Origin of the sequence: Mycobacterium sp. SP-6446, assembly GCF_001954045.1 — a bacterium.
GTDB lineage: Bacteria > Actinomycetota > Actinomycetes > Mycobacteriales > Mycobacteriaceae > Mycobacterium.
The window spans coordinates 98,387-116,397 of sequence record NZ_MBEM01000262.1; the positions used below are offsets into that span (position 1 = coordinate 98,387).

An 18,011-nucleotide genomic window follows, 5' to 3' on the forward strand; every position below is an offset into this window, starting at 1 on the left:
CGTTTCGTTCGGTGGTCTAAACCTTGCCTTACGCAACCGCTGGCCGCTCGGTGGCATCCTGGCGATGTGGGATTGGTAATCCGGTTGGCGGAGTTCCTGATTCTGCTGCTGCCGCTGGTAGGCCTGGTCATCGGCGCGCTGCGGGCCTTTCGCGGCAACCGGCCGCGCACCGCGGAATCGCCCGAGCCCGCGGCCGAGCCGCCCGAACGCACCGCCAACAATCAGGTGGCCCAATGGCAGTCGCTGAAACGGGTCCTGGAGGAGCACAGCCGCACCGACAAACGCTGGCTCGACTACGAGCTCGACTTCGCCAAGCTGCTCGACTTCCCGCTCATGACCGACATGCGTAATCCGCTGACGGTCGGGTTCCACAAAGCCAAGCTCCGGGCGGATTTCCTCCGCCCCGTCAAAGCCGAAGATCTGCTCGACGACCGGGAGACCGCCGCGCTGTATCTGTCCGCAGTCGAGGAGTACGTGAGCGCCTTCAACGTCGCGGAGGCAGAGGCGATGCGCAGGCGCCGCAGCGACTTCTCCCGAGAAGACCAGCAGCGCATCGCGCGCGCCCAGAACCTGTTGCGGGTGGCCTCGGACCCCGCCGCGGCCCCGCAGGAACGCCAGAACGCCTACGACCGAGCCCGTAAGGAACTCGAGGGACTCGTCGTCGTGCCATCCACGACGCAGGCCAGCATTGAGCGCGGAATCTCCGGTCAGATAGAGCCCTAGATCGCGCCGGCGACGGCAGTCGCCGTGCCACGATGATCGAATGACCGCCACGCCCGGCCCGCCCGCCGCAGAGTCGGATGAGAGCCCGAATCTCGCCGGATTCCCGATCGTCGCGCCACCGCTTCCCGGCCGAGTCACCTTCGAGCAGCGCTGGGACGATCTGACCTTCATCCATTGGCCGGTGCGCCCCGAGAGCGTCGAAGGGCTGTGCCCGCCCGCAACCCGCCCCGACGTCTTTGCCGATGGGTTGACGTACGTGGCGCTGGTCCCCTTCATGTTGAGCGGCACCAGGGTCGGCACCGCGCTGCCACTGCCGTATTTCGGCAGCTTCGCCGAGACCAACGTCCGGCTCTACACGGTCGACGACGCCGGGCGACACGGCATCGTGTTCCGGTCGGCGGAAACGGCTCGCCTGGCGGCCGTGCCCGCGATCCGGATCGGCCTCGGCGTCCCCTACACCTGGTCGCGGATGCGGGTGACGCGATACGGCGACCAGGTGACGTATGACAGCGTGCGCCGCTGGCCCCGGCGCGGCCTGCGCAGCCGGGTCACGGTCACCGTTGGCGACCCAATCCAGCCGACACCGCTCGAGGTGTGGCTCACCGCCCGGTGGGGCGCGCACACCCGCAGGAGCGGCCGTACGTGGTGGGTGCCGATCGAGCACGCGCCGTGGCCGTTGCGCGCGGCCGAGATCGTCGAGCTGAGCGACGAATTGGTGGGCGCAGGCGCCGTGCGACCAGCCGGAGATCCGTTGCGTGCGCTGTTTTCGCCCGGCTTGCGAACCCGGTTCGGCCGCGCCCGCGTCGTCGAATAACCCGCGCGGTCAGGGGCAGCAGTAGCCACCGTCGATCACGACGTCGGAACCGGTCATGTAGCTCGATGCCTCGCTGGCCAGGTACAGGTAGAGGCCGCTGAGCTCGTCCGGCCGGCCCAGGCGGCCCAGCGGTATCTTGGGCTCCCACAGCGCGTGTAGCTCGGCCATGGGCATGACGAGCTCGGTGAGGATATAGCCCGGACTGACGCTGTTGACCCGGATCTTGTGCGGCGCGAATTCGACGGCCATGGCCTTGGTCAGGTGGATGACCGCCGCCTTCGAAGCGCAGTAGTGGCCGACCTGCTGCGGGATGTTGATGATGTGTCCGGACATCGAGGCGGTGTTGATGATGACTCCGCCTTGTCCCTGCCGGACCATTGCCCGGGCCGCCGCCTGGGCGGTGAGAAACACACCCGTCACGTTGGTGTCCTGAATGCGCTGGAATTCCTCCGGGGACATCTGCAGCATCGGAGTGACGGCGACGATCCCAGCGTTGCAGACCGCGATGTCGATGCCGCCCAGCTCGGCGGTCACCCGGTCCAACATCGCGTTTACCTGGTCCGGCCGGGTCACGTCGCAACACACCGGCACGACCTTGCCGGTGCTCGCGAGCTCTGCGGCGACCTGCTCCAGGGTGTCCGGGTGCCGTGCCGCGATGGCCACTTCCGCGCCCGCTTGCAGGTACGCCCGCGCGACTTCCTTGCCGATGCCGCTGGACGCCCCGGTTACCAGGGCCCGCTTGCCGTCCAAGTTGAACAAGTCCAACACGTTCATCCGAGATCCCCATCCATCCGAGCCACCCAAAAACCGGAACACGTTCTAGTGTGTCCGTCATGGGCAAATTCACCAGGGCCGAAATCGAGCAAGCTTTCGCGAACTACACCACCGTCGTCGAGGGGTGCAGCGCTTCGGGTGACTGGCGACCGTTCGCGGATTTGTTCACCGAGGACGTCGTCTACACCGAGCACCACTATGGCGTCTTTCACGGCCGGGAGGCGGTCCGGGACTGGATCGTCGCGGTGATGGCCCCATTCCCACACATGCGTTTTCCCAACGACTGGATCGCCTACGACGACGACAACGACGCGATCGTCATGATGATCAAGAACCTGCTCGACCACCCCACGGACCCCGACGGCGAGCCGTTCTGGTTCCCGAACTGGACGCGGCTGGTCTATGGCGGCGACGGCCTGTTTTCCAGCGAGGAAGACATCTACAACCCCAACCGTGATGCGCCGGGGGTCGTCGCGGCGTGGATGCAGGCCGGCGGCCAGCTTGCCTCCGACGAAATCCTGCAGCCCAACGCCTAGCTAGGCCGGCGACCGATCCGGCTGGCGACTGCGCCGGCGTGAACGGACTGCCGTCAGCGCCTGCTCCCAGGCCAGCAGCGTGGCGGCCTTGAGGTTGGCCGGTTTGACGCTGTCGCGGGAAAGCAGCGCCGTCGCAGCGGCTTTCGTGGTCGCCGAGGCCTTGGACATATGGCCGCTGTCGAACGGTGGCTGCGGGTCGTATTCGATGGCGAGCTGGATGGCCTTCGCGCGGCCTTCGCCGCCGATCTCGCCGGCCAGCCACAGCGCAAGGTCGAGTCCGGCGGAGACGCCCGCGCTCGTGACAACGTCGCCCTGGTGCACGATCCGCTCATCGGCGACGGGGGTCGCGCCGAAACCCTTCAGCAGCGGAAGCGCAATCCAGTGCGAGGTCGCGCGCCGGTCCTTGAGCAGGCCGGCCGCCGCCAGGATCACAGAGCCCGAACACACCGACGTCGTCCAGCTGGCGGTCCGGTGGGCCTGACGCAGCCAGTCCAGCAGCCGCGCGTCGCGCGCGTGCACAGGCGTCGACGGACCGCCGGGCACCAGAATCACGTCGGGCGAAGGTGTTTCGGCCAGCGAATGCGTCGCGCCGATGACCAGGACGCCCGAATCGGCGGTGATCGGCCCGGAATCGTGCCAGACGAATCGCACCTCGGCGCCCGGGAGGTTTCGCAGCACCTCGTAGGGTCCGATCATGTCCAGGGCGGTGAATCCGGGGTAGGCCACGAAGGCAATTTGGGTCATGCTGTCGTCCTCTCAGGCGAAGGCCTTGCGGTACTGATCCGGCGAGACACCGACGCGGCGAATGAAGTTGCGCCGCATGGTTTCTGCGGTTCCGAAGCCGCATCGCGAAGCGATCGCCACGACGGTGTCGTCGGTCTCCTCCAACTGCCGGCGAGCGGCTTCGGTGCGGATGCGTTCGACGTAGTGACCGGGCGCCTCGCCGACCTCGTCGGTGAAAACGCGAGTGAAGTGGCGGGGGCTCATGGTCGCCCGGCGGGCGAGTTCGCCGATGCTGTGCGAGCCGCCCGGTTCGGACTCGATGGCCTCCTGCACCTCCCGGATCGAAGGCCGTTTCGCCCGCGGCATCCATACCGGCGCCGCGAATTGCGTCTGACCGCCCGGGCGCCGCAAATAAAGCACCAAATAGCGGGCCACTGTCTGCGCCAGCTCGGTACCGTGGTCGTCCTCGACCAGCGAGAGCGCGAGGTCGATGCCCGCGGTGACGCCCGCGGCGGTCCATACGGTGTCGGAGCTACGGACGAAGATCGGGTCGGGGTCGACGTCGACGGCCGGGAATTCGCGTGCCAGCCGCCCGGCGAACGCCCAGTGCGTGGTCGCGCGGCAGCCGTCCAGCAGCCCCGCCTCGGCCGCAAGGAACGCGCCGGTGCAGACCGTGACGATGCGGCGAGCGGTGCCGGCGACGGCTTTGATCCACGTCACGAGCTCACTGTCGGTTCGCGCGTCGTCGATGCCACCGCCGCCGGGCAACACCACGGTGTCCAGCGGGTCGTCCGGATCCGGCAGCGGCGCCGCCTGGAAGGACAGGCCGGTGGGGGTGCCGACGGGTTGACCACCGGCGGAGGCGACGACGACGTCGTATCCGCCGTCGGTCAGTAGTGACGCGGTGCTGAAGACGTCATGCGGCCCCACCACATCGAGTGCCTGCACGCCGGGAAAGCCGACGATCACCACTTTGCGAGCCATGGACCCAGTGTTGGCCACGTAGGGGCATGGCGTCTACGCCGTGTAGCCCACGAATTAGGACATGCGGACCTGGCCCCGGGCGGCCGTCCCGGGCTTGGCAGACTGTGGCCATGGCACAGATAACCTTGCGTGGAAACCCGATCAACACTGTCGGCGAGCTGCCCGCCGTCGGATCTCAAGCCCCGGCCTTCACCCTGACCGGTACGGATTTGAGCGCGGTCAGCAACGACCAGTTCAGTGGTAAGCCCGTGGTGCTGAACATCTTTCCCTCGATCGACACACCGGTGTGCGCCACGAGCGTGCGGACTTTCAACGAACGTGCGGCCGCCACCGGGGCGTCGGTGTTGTGCGTGTCGAAAGATCTGCCGTTTGCGCAGGCGCGGTTCTGCGGGGCGGAGGGCATCGAGAATGTCAAGACGGGGTCGGCGTTCCGCGGCGGCTTCGCCGACGACTACGGCGTCGGCATCATCGACGGACCCATGGCCGGGCTGCTCGCGCGCGCGGTGGTCGTGATCGGCGCCGACGGCAACGTCGCGTACACGGAGTTGGTGCCAGAGATCGCCCAGGAGCCGGACTACGACGCGGCGCTGGCGGCGGTCGGCTAGAACCTACGGCCAGTCGGGCGGTGGCGGCGCTCAGGTAGGCGTCAGGGTAAACGGCAGCCAGTACATCCCCGGACCATCGCCGGGACATCCGGGTGCGCCGACCGCGAAAGTCCGCTCGCCGCGGAAGCTTCCGTCACCGTTGGGCACCAGGAAGTCGGATCTGGTCGTCGCGACCGTGCCGCCGTCGTCGCAGTGGAACGGGTAGTCCGAGCTCGACGCCCACCGGTCGCCCGCCCACCGGTAGTCGAACAACGCTGGGGCATTGGGGTTGTCCCGCAACTGATCCACCAATAGCCAGTGCGCGACGCAGCCGGAGGCGTCGCAGTTGGTGGTGAAGCTGGCGGCTTGCGTCGACGGTTCCGATGCCCGCGGTTGGCCGTTGAAGGTCTGCTTTGAATGGTCGAGGAACGTGTTGTACGAGCCGTAGAGCGGGACGGGTTCGGGCCGGTCGGCGCCCGCTAGCGGTGCCCCCACACCGAGGGTGACTGCTGCGAAGGTTGCAGCTATCACGACGTGTCGAAGTGCCATTACCGCTCACCTTTGCAGCCGATGATCATTTGTCTTCGTAACCTGTTGTATCGCAACGAAAGCGTGTTAGCCTGCGGTTCCGCGCAGATTTCTCCGAGCGCGAGTGCGGCAAAGGAGCCCAGCGATGCGACCCCTCATCCGAAGTGCCGGCGTCCGCGTCCTCACGGGGATGCTCGTCGGCCTTGTGGCTGTGCAGCTGGCCGGCTGTAGTTCGAAGTCAACCATCAAACCCGACGGCGCCGCGCAATCCGTCGTCGATGTCGTGTCCAAGCAGACCGGCTTCCATCCAACCGACGTGCATTGCCCATCCGGGGTGGAGGCGAAGGTGGGTGGACAGTTCGACTGTCACTTCACCGGGCCCGAGGGCACGCCGTACGTCGCGAACATGCGCATCACCAAGGTTGAGGGCGAGCGGGTCGAGTTCGACGTCAAGACCCACCCGAGTTAGCCGTCATCGGCCGCGCGGATCGATGAGTTCACGGAATCGCTCCGCCGGGTAGACGGATGCACCCAACGTGCGTACCCGGTCGTGCAGCGCCCTGTCCGACGTCACCACGCGAATGTCGTGTGGGCTGGAGTCGGCCCGAACCAGCCGGACTATTTCGTCGTCGGCGGAATTCGCGGCCGCTCTAGGTGCATGCGCTATTTCGACGACCGATGACGTGATGACGGTCGTCGGCGGCCGCTCGAACACCACCGTCACCGTCTCGCCTCCATCGCAGGCCCATCGGTCCAGCCTCTCCACCAGCGTGGCCATCGCGCGGCCGCGGTCCTTCCACCAGCCGTCGGGACGACTCCCGATCACGTTCATGCCGTCCACGATCCATCGCACAAAGACACGGTAGGGCCGCTTTGCCGGTGCGGCCGGACGGGCCGGTACGGTCACCCCTATGACGTCGATAGCCGACACCGGTGACCGGGTCGTTTCGCTGGCTCGCGGTATGCGAGATCTCGTGCGGGCGCAAGCCGCCGAATCTGAGCGGATGCGCACGCTGACCCCGGCCATCGTCGACGAAATGTGGGGCAGCGGACTGATGTCCGCGTTCAATCCCGTTGTGGCCGGCGGTGTTGAGCCGTCTTTCACCGAGATGATCGAGACGTGGATCGAAATGGCTTGGCAGGACGGTTCATTCGGCTGGATCGGCATCGCCAATCTGCCGTCCTCGTTCGCCGCCGCCGCGTACCTGCCCGACGAGGGCTTCGCCGAGGTTTTTACCGCGCACGACAACCGCGTCACGCTGGGCGGCCAGTTCTTTCCCAACGGCCAGGGAACCGTCGCCGACGGCGGTTATCTGTTGAACGGGTCGTGGAACTTCGGCTCGGGCATCGGCCACTCGCAATACATCGCGGCGGGATTTTTGCCGATGGAAAACGGCGAAATGCGCTGGATCAGTGAAGGTTTCCCCGAGATGCGGGTCGCGGTTATTCCGCGCGACGAGATCAGCTTCGACGACGGCTGGTTCGTGCAGGGGCTCAAGGGGACGGGATCCTATGACTACAGCGCCGAGGGCGTGTTCGTGCCAGCGAGCCGCACCTTCGAACTGTTTGTCAGGCAGCCATATCGCGGCGAGTCACCGGCCACCCGCATGGGGCTGATGCCCGTCACCGCCGCCGGCCACGCATCATGGGCGCTTGGTGTGGCCAAGAGCATGCTCGACGATGTCCAGGAACTGGCCGCAACGAAGTTCCGGATGAGCGACATGGCGTCCCTGGCCAGCCGGCCCACGTTCCAGAAGGGACTGGCGCACCACCGGGCGGCCTGGCGGGCAGCCCGCCTACTGGTGCTCGACTCGTTCACCACTGCCGAGGCGGCGGTTGCCGCCGGAGAAGATCTGACCCCGGCCCTGCGCGCTGACATGCGAGTGGCCGCGGTCTATGCCACCGACACGGCCCGAGCCTGCGCCGAATGGGCCCATCTGGTCGCCGGCACCAGCTCGATCCGCGAGGGCAGTCGCCTCGAGCGGGCTTTCCGCGACATGTACACCGGGACGCAACACGCCTTCATCAGTGAAAAGGTGGCCATCGACGTGGCACAGATATGGCTGGGCATCATCGACGACCAGCCGGGGCTCTGACGCGCGGACGGCTGGTTGTCGTTAGCTACAGCAGTTGCTCGCCCCGTCGCTGCTCACCGGAGTTGTCGCTGTCGCTGTTGTCCTGAGCCTGATCAACGGACGCCAGGCCCGGCCCGGCACCGCCGCCGGCCGCCGCTCCCTGGGCGAGTGAGCCGATCGAACTCAGCGGAGCGGCCGCGGCGCCGAGCGCGGACGATGCGGCACCGACGAGGCCGGGTGCCGCCCCAGCGCCGGCACCGACGCCGCTGACCGGGCTCGCTGGGGCAGCGACGCCACCCAGCGATGTGGCCGCGGCGTAACCGGCGGCCGGCACCGAAGCAGCGGGGCTCGCGGCCGGCGCTGAAACGACGGGGCTGGCGGCCGGCGGTGCTGCGGCAGGCGGTGCTGAGGCCGGCGGTGCTGGGGCCGCCAGTGTTTCGGCGCCAAGCAGTGCGGCGTCTCGCCCAGGACGGCGGGACACCGCAGCGGTACCGATAGCCCCGAGCTGCATCGCGTTGGCGTGCAGGGTGCCGGCAGCGGTGGCATCGGTTTGCGTATACATGCGGACGATGTCGATCAGCGCCGCGCCCGTGCGCAGAAGTTCTTGTTGAGCCGCTGTCTGTGCAGCCAGGAACGCCGCGGCGTCCACCCCGAACGCCGCGGCCGCCAGCATCGACACCTCTTCGGCGCCCGCGGGCGCGAGCGCGGTCACCGTGGGCGCCGCCGCGGCGCCCGCGGCCAGGCCTCGGGTCCCCATCTCGATGACCTGCCCACCGATGGCAGCAGCGGCCGGGTCTTGCGACATGGATGTCATATACGTCCTGTTCCTGCGAATTGATGCGCCGACGCCAGCTAGGCGCACTAGGCAATTCTACCGAGGTAGCGGACTGCGTCGTTCACTAATTTGGGCCGCGCAACTCGAATGGCGCATCGACCGTTGGCTCGCCCGGCCGCGGCGCTTAATGCGAGCACAATGCGCAAAACCGGGTAATCGTCGCTTATTTCGACTATCGCCCACAAGAGAGACATCCCGGCCGTCGCGCCGTAATTTCGGTTTCAGCAGATAGCCGAACGCGCCGCACGATCAGTACGGCGAGCCGAAACACCCTCCGCACGAATGACTTTCGCGATGCGCTTCCGCATCGTGGCACGGCGTTGCGGCATTACACAGAGAAGGGGTCGGGAGAATGGTCGCACTGGGAAGCATCAACGCGTGGCAGCCGGGCGAGGGGCCGGTCGTCACGTGGCGGGCCTCAGCTGCCGCGCGCGCGGCGGCTCTCACCGCGCCGCGCAGCGACTTGGCGCCCAGCTACCAAAGGGCTCGGCACCTGCGGTCCGCCTACGACGCCGCGGGGCGGGCCGCGCAGCTGCCCAGGCTGATGGTCGTGGCGTGGGACGTTCCGGGCGTTTGTGACATCCCGGTGATGACGGCGACGCTCAACGCGCATGTCCGCCGCCACGACGCCTACCACGACTGGTTCGAGCTCGAGGACGGCGTCATCGTCCGTCGCAGGATCGAGGACCCCATGGACATCGACCTGGCGCCGATCGAGTTCGGCTACATGGATGCCGATCAGGTCCGCACGCACGCCCTGACGACAACCCCGGGGACGCTCGAGTGGGACTGCTTCACGTTCGGCATCGTTCAGCACGCCGACTACTTCACCTTCTACGCCAGCGTCGACCACCTGCACATCGACGGGATGTCGGCGGGCCTGATCTTCTTCGACGTCCACACGACGTACCAGCACCTGTCGCAGACCGGGGCCGCGGCCGTCGCCCTCCCGCAGGTGGCGAGTTACCGCAGCTATGCCGCGCGCCAGCGTGACGGACTCGCGGAGCTGACCCTGTCCTCGCCGAAGATCATGGCGTGGATCGACTTCGCGCGCGACACCGGCGGCCAGTGGCCAACCTTCCCGCTGCCGGTCGGTGACGGTGGGACCGGCACCGAGGGCACCTTCGTGACGGTCGACCTGCTCGACGCCGCCGACACGGAGTCCTTCGAGATCGCCTGCCACGCCGCCGGCGCCCGGTTCAGCGGGGGAGTGCTGGCCTGCGCGGCGTTTGCCGACCACGAGTTCACCGGCACCGCAACGTATCACGGCTTCACCCCGTACGACACCCGGACTCCTGGCCTCGACTCGATGACCGTGGGCTGGTTCGCCAACCTGGTCCCGGTCAGCGTGCCGATCTGCACTGCCACCTTCGCCGAGGCGGCGCGGGCGGCTCAGGAGTCGTTCAACGCCGCCAAGGCCCTGGCCGACGTGCCCGTCGAGCGAGCGCTCGAGCTGGCGGCGCCACTTGAGCTGGGCGTCGAGCCGCCCGATTCCCGGGCGATGATGGTGTCGTTCATCGACTTTCGCAAGATCCCTGCCGCCGGCCTCTTCGAGGAGGCCAACTGGGGCACCTACGCCGACAACCTGTCACACGGCGGGATCAACTTGTGGATCAATCGCCAGGCGCACAAGACCACCGCGACGATCTCCTTCCCGGACAACGCGGAGGCCCGCAAGTCGGTGCACCGTTACCTGGCGGCGCTGACCCAGGCGTTCTCCTACGCCGTCAAGACGACCCCCGATTGGGTGGATGCCGTTGCGCATCACGCCAACTCGAACCACGGTGTGCCGGTCATCAGCGTGTAACAGCGACGTGTGACAGCGAAAGGACGACGAAAATGAGCAACGCACTCGATCTGGTCGACCAGACCTTTTTCCGCGTCGAGCGGGCGGCCGGAGTCACCAATCTCATCCAGTGTTCGTGGGTGTACGACCGCGGCGCCGATGTCGAGGGGCTGCGCCGGTTCCATCGGCACCTTCGGTCGGGACGGCTATCCCGCCGCATCGAGCGCTCGCCGCTGCCGTTCGGCCGCCATCGGTGGGTGGCGTCCACCGACAATCCCGACCTCGAGATCGTCGAATCGCCCCGGCCCCGTGAGGAATTCGATGCCTGGCTGGCTGAGCAGGCCGAGACCCGCCTCGACGCCGAGCACGGGCCCGGATGGCACCTGGCGGTGCTGCCGTTCACCGACGGCGGCACCGGGGTCAGCCTGGTGGCATCTCATTGCCTGACCGATGCCGTGGGGTTGTGCGAGGCGCTGGCGGACGCGGCTCGCGGCGACGACGGCGCGATCAACTGGCCGGCGGCCGGCTCGCGCCCCTGGTGGCGGGCCCTGCATGAGGACGCGCGCCAAGCCGCACGTGACATTCCCGGCATCGCCCGCGCCGCGGTCGCCGCCTCACGATTTGTCCGGCGTCATCGCGGCGACGCCGCCGTGGCCGCCGCATCCGGGTCGGAGCCCACCGCGGGCACCGACGAAAAAGCCACGCCGCCCACGGCGACCGTCTTCGTCGACGCCGACGACTGGGACGCCCGCGCGCGAGCGCTCGGCGGGACCAGCAACACGCTGTTCCTGGCGTTGGCGGCCCGCCTCGGCCAGCGCATGGGGCGCATCGGCGCCGACGGCTCGGTTGCCTTGACGATGGCCGTCAACGAGCGCACCGCCGGCGACACCCGCGCCAACGCGATCACCAACGTCGACTTCACCGTGGACCCCGCGCCGGCCACCAACGACCTGCGGCCTATCCGGGCCATTACCAAGCAGACGCTGATCCGCTCGCAGACCGAGCCGGACGAGCGCTGGACGCTGCTTCCCCTGGTTCTGCTGGTGCCCGAGCGGCTCGGCAAGCGATGGGTCGGCGCCGCCACCAACAGCGCGGCCAGCGTGGGCTCGTCCAACGTCGGTGTGGTACAGCCGGTCGTCAATCGACCCGACGGCACCGACGCCGACCACTTCGCCATCAGGTCGCTCAGCGTAGGCATGACCGCGGGCATGCTGCACCAGCTCGGGGGGCTGCTGTCCCTGCTCTCCGGAAGGGCCAACGGCCGGGTCTTCGCGTCCGTCGTGGCGTACCAGCCGGACGGCGTGAATTCGGAAGCCGAACTGCAAAGGCACATCTCGGAAATCCTGGGTGAGTTCTCGCTGAGCTCGACCGCAGGCTGGCGCTGCGACGAGCCGGTGCCCGCCCGATGAGCACAATGCGCACAATCGCGGAATCGCCGCTATCGGCGACTATCGCTCACAAGCGCGACACGCAAGGACCCGCGGCCGTACGTTCGATCTGAAGCAAGTAACACCGCGATTCTCTCGATCGAAATCTTGTCCACCGCAACGATATTCGGTGGATGCCGAAAAGGACATGCCAAATGGACAACGTAATCGACCTGGTCGACCAGACTTTCTTTCGTCTCGATGGGGCCGCCGGCGTGGGGCAGGCCGTCTGGGTGTACGACAGGCCGGTCGACATCGACGGTCTGCGCCAGTTTCATCGGTATCTTGAGCAGGGACGGCTATCGCGTCGCATCGAGCGCTCACCATTGCCGTTCGGTCGCGACCGGTGGGTCTCGGCCAACGACCGACACGAGCTCGAGATCGCCGCACCGCGCCGGCGTGCGGAGTTCGACGCCTGGCTGGGCGAGCAGGTCAACACCCCGTTGGACGCCGAGCGCGGGCCCGGCTGGCACCTGGCGGTGCTCCCGTTCACCGACGGCGGCGCGGGCGTGAGCCTGGTCCTGTCACATTGTGTGACCGACGGCATCGGGGGGTGCCTGGCGATCGTGGAGGCGGCTTGCGGCTACGACGGCGGGGTCGACTGGCCCGCCGCTGGGTCGCGCAAGCGGTGTCGTGCCCTGCGCGAGGACGCCCGCCAAACGATGCGTGACCTGCCCGCGATCGGCCGCGCCGTCGCCGCGGCGGCACGGCTGGCCCGGCGCGACCGCAGAGGCGCGGAATCCGCGGCCCCGGTACCCCCGCAGGCCGCCGCGGCCGACGAACGCATGGCGGTGCCGACCGCGACAATCTTCCTCGACGCCGACGAGTGGGACGCCCGCGCGCGGGCGCTCGGCGGGACCAGCAACACCCTGTTCGCCGCGCTGGCGGCCCGCCTCGCGCAGCGGATCGGGCGAGTCGCCGAGGACGGCTCGGTCACCCTGGCGATACCGGTCAACAAGCGCACCGCCGACGACACCCGCGCCAACGCCGTCGCGATGGTCAACATCACGGTGGACCCGGCACTGGTGACAACCGATCAGCGCGAGATCCGGACCGCGATCAGGCACGCGCTGATCCGATCGGATCAGGAGGACGACGAGCGCCAGACGCTGCTGCCCCTGGTTCCCCTGCTGCCCAAGCGGCTCATCAAGCGGATGGTCGGCGTGGCCACCGGCGGCGTGAGCAACGTCGTCGTCACCTCGAACCTTGGCGCGGCGCCCCCGGAAGTCAACCGGCCCGACGGCACCGACGCCGACTACGTCGCCGTCCGGTCTCTGTACCCGGGCGTGACCAAGTCGCTGATGCACCAGCTCGGTGGGATGCTGTCGTTGCACTCCGGCCGACTCCACCAACAGCTCGTCGTCTCTGTCGCCGCATATCAGCCGGGCGTCGTGGACTCCAATGACGTTTTGAAACAACACGTTACGAGCGTTGTGGACGAATTCACCCTCAGCGCGACGATTGGCTGGCCACGCAAATACTCCCGCCGCCCAAGCCTTTTCGGCGAAATCGCCTGACCGGACTCCGGATGAAACGACGGAAGGACCCTATCGAAATGAACAACGTACTCGACCTCTACGACCAGACCGTATTTCTCGGCGAGCGAGCGACCGCGACCACCAACCTGCTGCAGTGCATCTGGGTGTACAACCGCGGGATCGACATCGAAGGCCTGCGCCGCTTCCATCGCAACCTGCTGCGCGGGCGGTTGTCCCGCCGCATCGAAACCTCACCCCTTCCGTTTGGTCGGCACCGCTGGGTGTCGTCGAGCCAGCAGTCCGACCTTGAGATCGTCGAAATGCCGTGGCCGCGCGAGGAATTCGACGCCTGGCTGGCAGAGCAGGCCAACACCCCACTGGACGCCGAGCACGGGCCCGGCTGGCACCTCGCGGTGCTTCCGTTCACCGATGGCGGCGCCGGGGTGAGCTTCGTGGTCACCCACTGCCTCACTGACGGTGTCGGACTGTGCGAGGCGTTGGCGGATGCGGCCACCGGCCGGCACGACCCGGTCAGCTGGCCGGCCGCGGGGTCGCGCCGACGCTGGCAGGCGTTGTGGCAGGACGCCCGCCAGACCGCGAGCGACATCCCCGCGATGGGCCGGGCCGCCGTCGCCGCGGCCCGCTTTGCGCGACGTGACCGCGGTGGCAGCGCCGCGTCGCCGGCGACGCCGGCACTGCCCGAGGGGGCGGACGAACCGGCGACGCTATGGTCGCACACCGTCTTCGTCGATGCCGACGAATGGGACGCCCACGCACATGCCCTCGGTGGGACCAGCAACACCCTGCTCGCCGGGTTGGCGACCCGGCTTGCCCAGCGGGTGGGACGGCTGGCCGCGGACGGCTCCGTCGCCCTGACGCTGCCGGTCAATGAGCGCACGGAGGGCGACACCCGCGCCAACGCCATCACGAACGTCGACTTCACCGTCGATCCTGCGCCCCCGTCGACGGACCTGCGCGGGATCCGCGCCGCGGTCAAGCGCGCGCTGGTCCGCTCTAACTCCGAGCCCAACGAGCGGTTCACCCTGCTGCCCCTGGCGCCGCTGCTGCCGCACTGGCTGGTCCGGCGATTGGTCAGCGTCTCCGCGGGCAGCGCCACCAGCGTCGTTTCGTCCAACCTCGGTGTCGTCAACCCGGACGCCAACCGGCCCGACGGCAGGCAGGCCGACCAATTCGCCGTGAGGTCCCTCGGCCCGGGCGTGACCAAGGCGGTCATGCACCGGCTGGGCGGACTGCTGGTGTTGCTGTCGGGGCGGGCGCAGGGCCGGGTGTTCGTCTCCGTCCTCGCCTATGAGCCCGGCCAGCCGAACTCCGACGACGAGCTGCGGCGCAACCTGTCGGGCGCGCTCGGTGACTTTTCGCTCACCGCCACCACCGGCTGGTCGACTTCCCGACTTCACAAGCTGACAGTCTGAGCGAAAGGTTCTGCAGGACAATGAGTAACGTATTAGATTTCGTCGACCAGACATTCTTCCTCGGCGAGCGGGCGACCGGCGTCACGTCGGTCCTGCAGTGCGTCTGGGTGTACGACCGCGGGGTCGACTTCGACGGCCTGCGCAAGTTCAACCAGTGCCTGCAACGGGGCCGGTTGTCGCGGCGCATCGAACGTTCACCCCTGCCGTTCGGCCGCCATCGCTGGGTTTCGCCTCCGAGTCAGTCCGACGTCGAGGTCGCCGGAACACCGCGACCGCGTGAGCAATTCGATGCCTGGCTCGTCGAACAAGCCAACTCGCCCATCGACGCCGAGCACGGACCCGGATGGCGCCTAGCGGCCCTGCCGTTCACCGACGGCGGCGCCGGGATCAGCCTGGTCATCACCCACTGCCTGACCGACGGCGTCGGGCTCTGCGAGGCGCTAGCGGACGCGGCGGCCGACCGTGAGAACCCGGTCAGGTGGTCGTCCGCCGGGTCACGCCGGCGGTGGCGGGCCTGGTGGCAAGACGCCCGGCAAACAGCGCGCGACCTGCCCGCGGTCGGCCGCGCCGGCGTCGCCACCGTCCGATTCGCTCGGCGCAACCGCGGCGGTGCCGCGGCTCGCCATGCCGGACAACGCGCTTCGAAGGCTGGAGCCGACGAGCGCATCGCGCTGCCGATGGCGACCATCTTCGTCGACGCCTGCGAGTGGGACGCGCGTGCGGCCGCCCTCGGCGGAACCAGCAACACGCTGCTCGCCGCGTTCGCGGCGCGGCTTGCCCAGCGGATGGGCCGCGTCGCGAGCGACGGCTCGGTCACGGTGGGCATGCCGGTCAACGAGCGCACCGCCGGCGACACCCGCGCCAACGCCGTCACGAGCGCTGACTTCGCGGTCGATCCCACATCCGCGGCGACCGATCTGCGTGAGATCCGAGCCGTGACAAAGCAAGCGCTGATCCGCCATCGGGAGGTGCCCGACGAGAGGACGGCGCAGCTGCCGCTGACCCCCTTCGTGCCCCGGTGGCTGGTCCGGCAGATGATCGGGATGGCCGCCGCCAGCGGCGCCGGGGTCGTTTCCTCCAACCTCGGCGGGATCGACCCCGCCGCCAACCGGCCGGACGGCACCGACGCGAACCATTTCGCCATCAAGGGCTACAACGTGGGGACGACCACGTCGATCATGGACCGCACCGGGGGCATCCTGGCGTTGCTGTCGGGAACAGCGCGGGGACGGGTCTTCGTCTCGGTCCTGGCATATCAGCCGAATCGCATGAACTCGAACGAGATTCTGCGGCAGGACATTTCGAGCGTTCTGGCCGACTTCTCGCTCTCTGCGACGTCCGATTGGACAGCCACGCCGCCCGACATGTACGGCCTGCCCGCGTAGCGACTACACCCGGAGAGGACCCAGGAAGATGAGCAACGTACTGGATTTGATGGACCAGACCGCGTTCGCCGGCGAGCGAGCGACCGGGACCACCAACCTGCTGCAGTGCATCTGGGTGTACAACCGCGCGCCCGACATCGACGGCTTGCGCAGGTTTCACCGCAATCTGCAGCGGGGACGGTTGTCGCGCCGCATCGAACGCTCCACCCTGCCGTTCGGCCGGCACCGCTGGGTCTCACCGCGCGGCCAGTCCGAGCTGGAGATCGTGCCGGCGCCGCGCCCACGGGACGAATTCGACGCCTGGCTGGAGGAGCAGGCCGACACGCGTCTCGATGCCGAGCGCGGGCCCGGCTGGCACCTTGCGGTGCTCCCGTTCACCGACGGCGGAGCGGGCGTGAGTTTCGTTATCTCACATACCCTTATCGACGGCGTCGGGCTGTGCGAGGCGTTGGCGGACGCGGCCGCCGGTTACCGCGACCCGATCAACTGGCCCGCCGCCGGGTCGCGGCAGCGCTGGCGGGCGCTGCGGGAAGATGCCCGCCAGACCGCGCGGGACATCCCGGCGATGGCGCGCGCCGTCGTTGCCGCGGCCCGGTTCGCACGGGACAGCCGCGGGGACGTTTCCGGTGCGGCGGCGGCCTGCGGCCGTCCGCCGGCGCCGTCGGCCGGAACGCACGAACGCATCACGCCCGCGAAGGCAACGATCTTTGTCGACGCCGCGGAGTGGGACGCCCGCGCCCGCGCTCTCGGCGGAACCAGCAACGCCTTGCTAGGGGGACTAGCGGCGCGCCTCGCCCAGCGAGCGGGGCGAGTCGCCCGAAACGGCATGGTCACGTTGGCGATACCCGTCAACGAGCGCGTCGACGGCGACACTCGCGCCAACGCCATCACAAGCACCGACATCACGGTCGACCCTGCGGCGGCCGCGACGGACCTCACCGAGATCCGTTCCTCGATCAGGCGAGCGCTGATCCGCCACCGGGAGGCGCCCGACGAGCGGCTGGCACTGCTGCCCCTGGCTCCGCTGTTGCCGCGGTGGCTGATCAGGCGGATGGTCATCGTTGCTCTCGGCGGCGCGACGACCAGCGGATCGTCCAACCTGGGTGTGGTGAACGCCGCCGCCAACCGGCCCGACGGGTCGGCCGCGGACCACTTCGCCATGAAGTCGCTGTGCCCGGGTGCCACCACGGCGACGGTACAGCCAACCGGGGGCCTGCTCGGGTTGCTCTCGGGACGGGTGCACGGACAGGTCTTTGTCTCAATCTGCGCGTATCAGCCCGGGCGGCCGAACTCGAATGACCAGTTGCGCGAGCAACTTTCGAGCGTCCTGAACGAACTGTCCCTGTCGGCCACCATCGGCTGGCCGTGCCCCGAGCCGGTTGCCGACACACCCTGAGCACAACGCGCAAAACCGGGGAATCGCGGCTAATGGCGACTATCGCCGACAAGCGAGACCCCGCGCTGACGCCGCCATAAGTTCGATCTATCGAAGACGATTCGACACACCATAGAGGGGTTTCAGAATGTTCAAGCCTGCCGCCGTACCCAGCGCCGCCGGCGCTTCGGCCCCCGCGACGGGCGTGTTCGGGGGACTAGGGGGCCTCGTCGTGCGCGCGCCCTGGCTCATCATCGCCGCCTGGGCCGCGGTGGTTGCCGTGTTGGCGGTGGCGTTCCCTCCCCTGACCAAGGTCGTGGAAAGCAAGCCCCTACAGCCGTTTCCGCCCCAGGCGATGGCGGCCGCCGACCAGATGGCCAAGGATTTCGGTGAGTCCGCACAGAACATCCTGGTCGTGGTGCTGACTGACAACCGGGGTCTGCAGCCCGCCGACAAGCAGACCTACGCCAAGCTGGCGGCCACATTGCGCGGCGACGCCCGCGACGTGAGCGGCGTACACGACGTCGTGACCACCCCCGCGCTGCGTCCAT

Annotated in this window: 19 protein-coding genes; 13 read left to right on the top strand and 6 right to left on the bottom strand. The window is 68.4% G+C overall.

All coding sequences use genetic code 11. From position 1 onward, the window contains the following. Window positions 1-66 precede the first annotated feature (66 nt). Together A5736_RS24015 and A5736_RS24020 are read left to right on the top strand one after the other, a co-directional pair. Complete coding sequence (locus A5736_RS24015; RefSeq protein ID WP_076123384.1) at window positions 67-723, top strand: hypothetical protein; 657 nt, start codon at window positions 67-69, stop codon at window positions 721-723. Between the two features lie 40 nt (window positions 724-763). Beyond that, entirely contained in the window at window positions 764-1,537 is a 774-nt protein-coding gene (locus A5736_RS24020) for a YqjF family protein (RefSeq protein WP_076249030.1), read from the top strand. A gap of 9 nt (window positions 1,538-1,546) precedes the next feature. On the opposite strand, the gene A5736_RS24025 is transcribed toward A5736_RS24020, so the two are convergent. Next, the gene (locus A5736_RS24025) at window positions 1,547-2,311 is read right to left on the bottom strand and encodes an SDR family oxidoreductase (protein WP_076249031.1); all 765 of its coding nucleotides are present in this window, start codon (window positions 2,309-2,311) and stop codon (window positions 1,547-1,549) included. A 59-nt stretch (window positions 2,312-2,370) separates the two neighbouring features. Between A5736_RS24025 and A5736_RS24030 the strand changes: the two genes are divergently transcribed. After that, window positions 2,371-2,847: a nuclear transport factor 2 family protein gene (locus A5736_RS24030; RefSeq protein ID WP_076123390.1), complete on the top strand. Its 477-nt coding sequence runs from the start codon at window positions 2,371-2,373 to the stop codon at window positions 2,845-2,847. Here the strand turns inward: A5736_RS24030 and A5736_RS24035 are convergent, their stop codons facing one another. Further along, the gene (locus A5736_RS24035) at window positions 2,848-3,591 is read right to left on the bottom strand and encodes a DJ-1/PfpI family protein (RefSeq protein WP_076123392.1); all 744 of its coding nucleotides are present in this window, start codon (window positions 3,589-3,591) and stop codon (window positions 2,848-2,850) included. It abuts the gene before it with no gap. 12 nt (window positions 3,592-3,603) lie between these two features. After that, window positions 3,604-4,554, bottom strand: a complete 951-nt coding sequence (locus tag A5736_RS24040) for a GlxA family transcriptional regulator (protein ID WP_076249043.1) — start codon at window positions 4,552-4,554, stop codon at window positions 3,604-3,606. 110 nt (window positions 4,555-4,664) lie between these two features. Here A5736_RS24040 and tpx point away from each other — a divergent pair, with 110 nt between their 5' ends. Beyond that, window positions 4,665-5,159, top strand: a complete 495-nt coding sequence (gene tpx / locus A5736_RS24045) for a thiol peroxidase (RefSeq protein WP_076123396.1) — start codon at window positions 4,665-4,667, stop codon at window positions 5,157-5,159. Window positions 5,160-5,189: 30 nt separating this feature from the next. On the opposite strand, the gene A5736_RS24050 is transcribed toward tpx, so the two are convergent. Continuing rightward, on the bottom strand, window positions 5,190-5,687 hold the full coding sequence (locus A5736_RS24050) for a hypothetical protein (RefSeq protein WP_076249032.1): 498 nt from the start codon (window positions 5,685-5,687) through the stop codon (window positions 5,190-5,192). A 124-nt stretch (window positions 5,688-5,811) separates the two neighbouring features. Between A5736_RS24050 and A5736_RS24055 the strand changes: the two genes are divergently transcribed. Beyond that, window positions 5,812-6,135, top strand: a complete 324-nt coding sequence (locus tag A5736_RS24055) for a DUF4333 domain-containing protein (protein WP_233147991.1) — start codon at window positions 5,812-5,814, stop codon at window positions 6,133-6,135. A 3-nt stretch (window positions 6,136-6,138) separates the two neighbouring features. Here A5736_RS24055 and A5736_RS24060 read toward each other — a convergent pair whose 3' ends face one another. Further along, window positions 6,139-6,519 (bottom strand): NYN domain-containing protein, encoded by a 381-nt coding sequence (locus A5736_RS24060; protein ID WP_076249044.1) that lies wholly within the window; start codon window positions 6,517-6,519, stop codon window positions 6,139-6,141. A 58-nt stretch (window positions 6,520-6,577) separates the two neighbouring features. On the opposite strand from A5736_RS24060, the gene A5736_RS24065 reads away from it, so the two are divergent. Further along, the gene (locus tag A5736_RS24065; protein ID WP_076249033.1) at window positions 6,578-7,762 is read left to right on the top strand and encodes an acyl-CoA dehydrogenase family protein; all 1,185 of its coding nucleotides are present in this window, start codon (window positions 6,578-6,580) and stop codon (window positions 7,760-7,762) included. A gap of 25 nt (window positions 7,763-7,787) precedes the next feature. Here A5736_RS24065 and A5736_RS26500 read toward each other — a convergent pair whose 3' ends face one another. Then, window positions 7,788-8,546: a PE domain-containing protein gene (locus A5736_RS26500; RefSeq protein ID WP_254848446.1), complete on the bottom strand. Its 759-nt coding sequence runs from the start codon at window positions 8,544-8,546 to the stop codon at window positions 7,788-7,790. Between the two features lie 382 nt (window positions 8,547-8,928). Between A5736_RS26500 and A5736_RS24075 the strand changes: the two genes are divergently transcribed. From A5736_RS24075 to A5736_RS24105, 7 genes are all read left to right on the top strand, one after another. After that, window positions 8,929-10,383, top strand: coding sequence for a condensation domain-containing protein (locus tag A5736_RS24075; RefSeq protein ID WP_076249035.1), 1,455 nt, complete (start codon window positions 8,929-8,931; stop codon window positions 10,381-10,383). Between the two features lie 32 nt (window positions 10,384-10,415). Further along, window positions 10,416-11,771 carry a hypothetical protein gene (locus tag A5736_RS24080; protein ID WP_076249036.1) on the top strand — a complete coding sequence of 452 codons (1,356 nt, stop codon included), beginning with the start codon at window positions 10,416-10,418 and terminating at the stop codon, window positions 11,769-11,771. 173 nt (window positions 11,772-11,944) lie between these two features. Beyond that, a complete protein-coding gene (locus A5736_RS24085) occupies window positions 11,945-13,306 on the top strand; it encodes a hypothetical protein (protein WP_076249037.1) in 1,362 nt (453 codons plus the stop codon). 38 nt (window positions 13,307-13,344) lie between these two features. After that, a complete protein-coding gene (locus A5736_RS24090; protein WP_076249038.1) occupies window positions 13,345-14,700 on the top strand; it encodes a hypothetical protein in 1,356 nt (451 codons plus the stop codon). A 20-nt stretch (window positions 14,701-14,720) separates the two neighbouring features. Then, window positions 14,721-16,085 carry a hypothetical protein gene (locus tag A5736_RS24095; protein ID WP_076249039.1) on the top strand — a complete coding sequence of 455 codons (1,365 nt, stop codon included), beginning with the start codon at window positions 14,721-14,723 and terminating at the stop codon, window positions 16,083-16,085. 28 nt (window positions 16,086-16,113) lie between these two features. Next, window positions 16,114-17,481 carry a hypothetical protein gene (locus tag A5736_RS24100; RefSeq protein ID WP_076249040.1) on the top strand — a complete coding sequence of 456 codons (1,368 nt, stop codon included), beginning with the start codon at window positions 16,114-16,116 and terminating at the stop codon, window positions 17,479-17,481. 127 nt (window positions 17,482-17,608) lie between these two features. Continuing rightward, window positions 17,609-18,011 (top strand): MMPL family transporter (locus A5736_RS24105; RefSeq protein WP_175611371.1); only part of this gene is annotated, 403 nt, incomplete at its 3' end.

Bases quoted from the DNA above. Each gene is read 5' to 3' on its own strand.
- A5736_RS24020 (WP_076249030.1), top strand. From the start codon at position 764: ATGACCGCCACGCCCGGCCCGCCCGCCGCAGAGTCGGATGAGAGCCCG.
- A5736_RS24025 (WP_076249031.1), bottom strand. From the start codon at position 2,311: ATGAACGTGTTGGACTTGTTCAACTTGGACGGCAAGCGGGCCCTGGTA.
- A5736_RS24030 (WP_076123390.1), top strand. From the start codon at position 2,371: ATGGGCAAATTCACCAGGGCCGAAATCGAGCAAGCTTTCGCGAACTAC.
- A5736_RS24035 (WP_076123392.1), bottom strand. From the start codon at position 3,591: ATGACCCAAATTGCCTTCGTGGCCTACCCCGGATTCACCGCCCTGGAC.
- A5736_RS24040 (WP_076249043.1), bottom strand. From the start codon at position 4,554: ATGGCTCGCAAAGTGGTGATCGTCGGCTTTCCCGGCGTGCAGGCACTC.
- tpx (WP_076123396.1), top strand. From the start codon at position 4,665: ATGGCACAGATAACCTTGCGTGGAAACCCGATCAACACTGTCGGCGAG.
- A5736_RS24050 (WP_076249032.1), bottom strand. From the start codon at position 5,687: ATGGCACTTCGACACGTCGTGATAGCTGCAACCTTCGCAGCAGTCACC.
- A5736_RS24055 (WP_233147991.1), top strand. From the start codon at position 5,812: ATGCGACCCCTCATCCGAAGTGCCGGCGTCCGCGTCCTCACGGGGATG.
- A5736_RS24065 (WP_076249033.1), top strand. From the start codon at position 6,578: ATGACGTCGATAGCCGACACCGGTGACCGGGTCGTTTCGCTGGCTCGC.
- A5736_RS26500 (WP_254848446.1), bottom strand. From the start codon at position 8,546: ATGTCGCAAGACCCGGCCGCTGCTGCCATCGGTGGGCAGGTCATCGAG.
- A5736_RS24075 (WP_076249035.1), top strand. From the start codon at position 8,929: ATGGTCGCACTGGGAAGCATCAACGCGTGGCAGCCGGGCGAGGGGCCG.
- A5736_RS24080 (WP_076249036.1), top strand. From the start codon at position 10,416: ATGAGCAACGCACTCGATCTGGTCGACCAGACCTTTTTCCGCGTCGAG.
- A5736_RS24085 (WP_076249037.1), top strand. From the start codon at position 11,945: ATGGACAACGTAATCGACCTGGTCGACCAGACTTTCTTTCGTCTCGAT.
- A5736_RS24090 (WP_076249038.1), top strand. From the start codon at position 13,345: ATGAACAACGTACTCGACCTCTACGACCAGACCGTATTTCTCGGCGAG.
- A5736_RS24095 (WP_076249039.1), top strand. From the start codon at position 14,721: ATGAGTAACGTATTAGATTTCGTCGACCAGACATTCTTCCTCGGCGAG.
- A5736_RS24100 (WP_076249040.1), top strand. From the start codon at position 16,114: ATGAGCAACGTACTGGATTTGATGGACCAGACCGCGTTCGCCGGCGAG.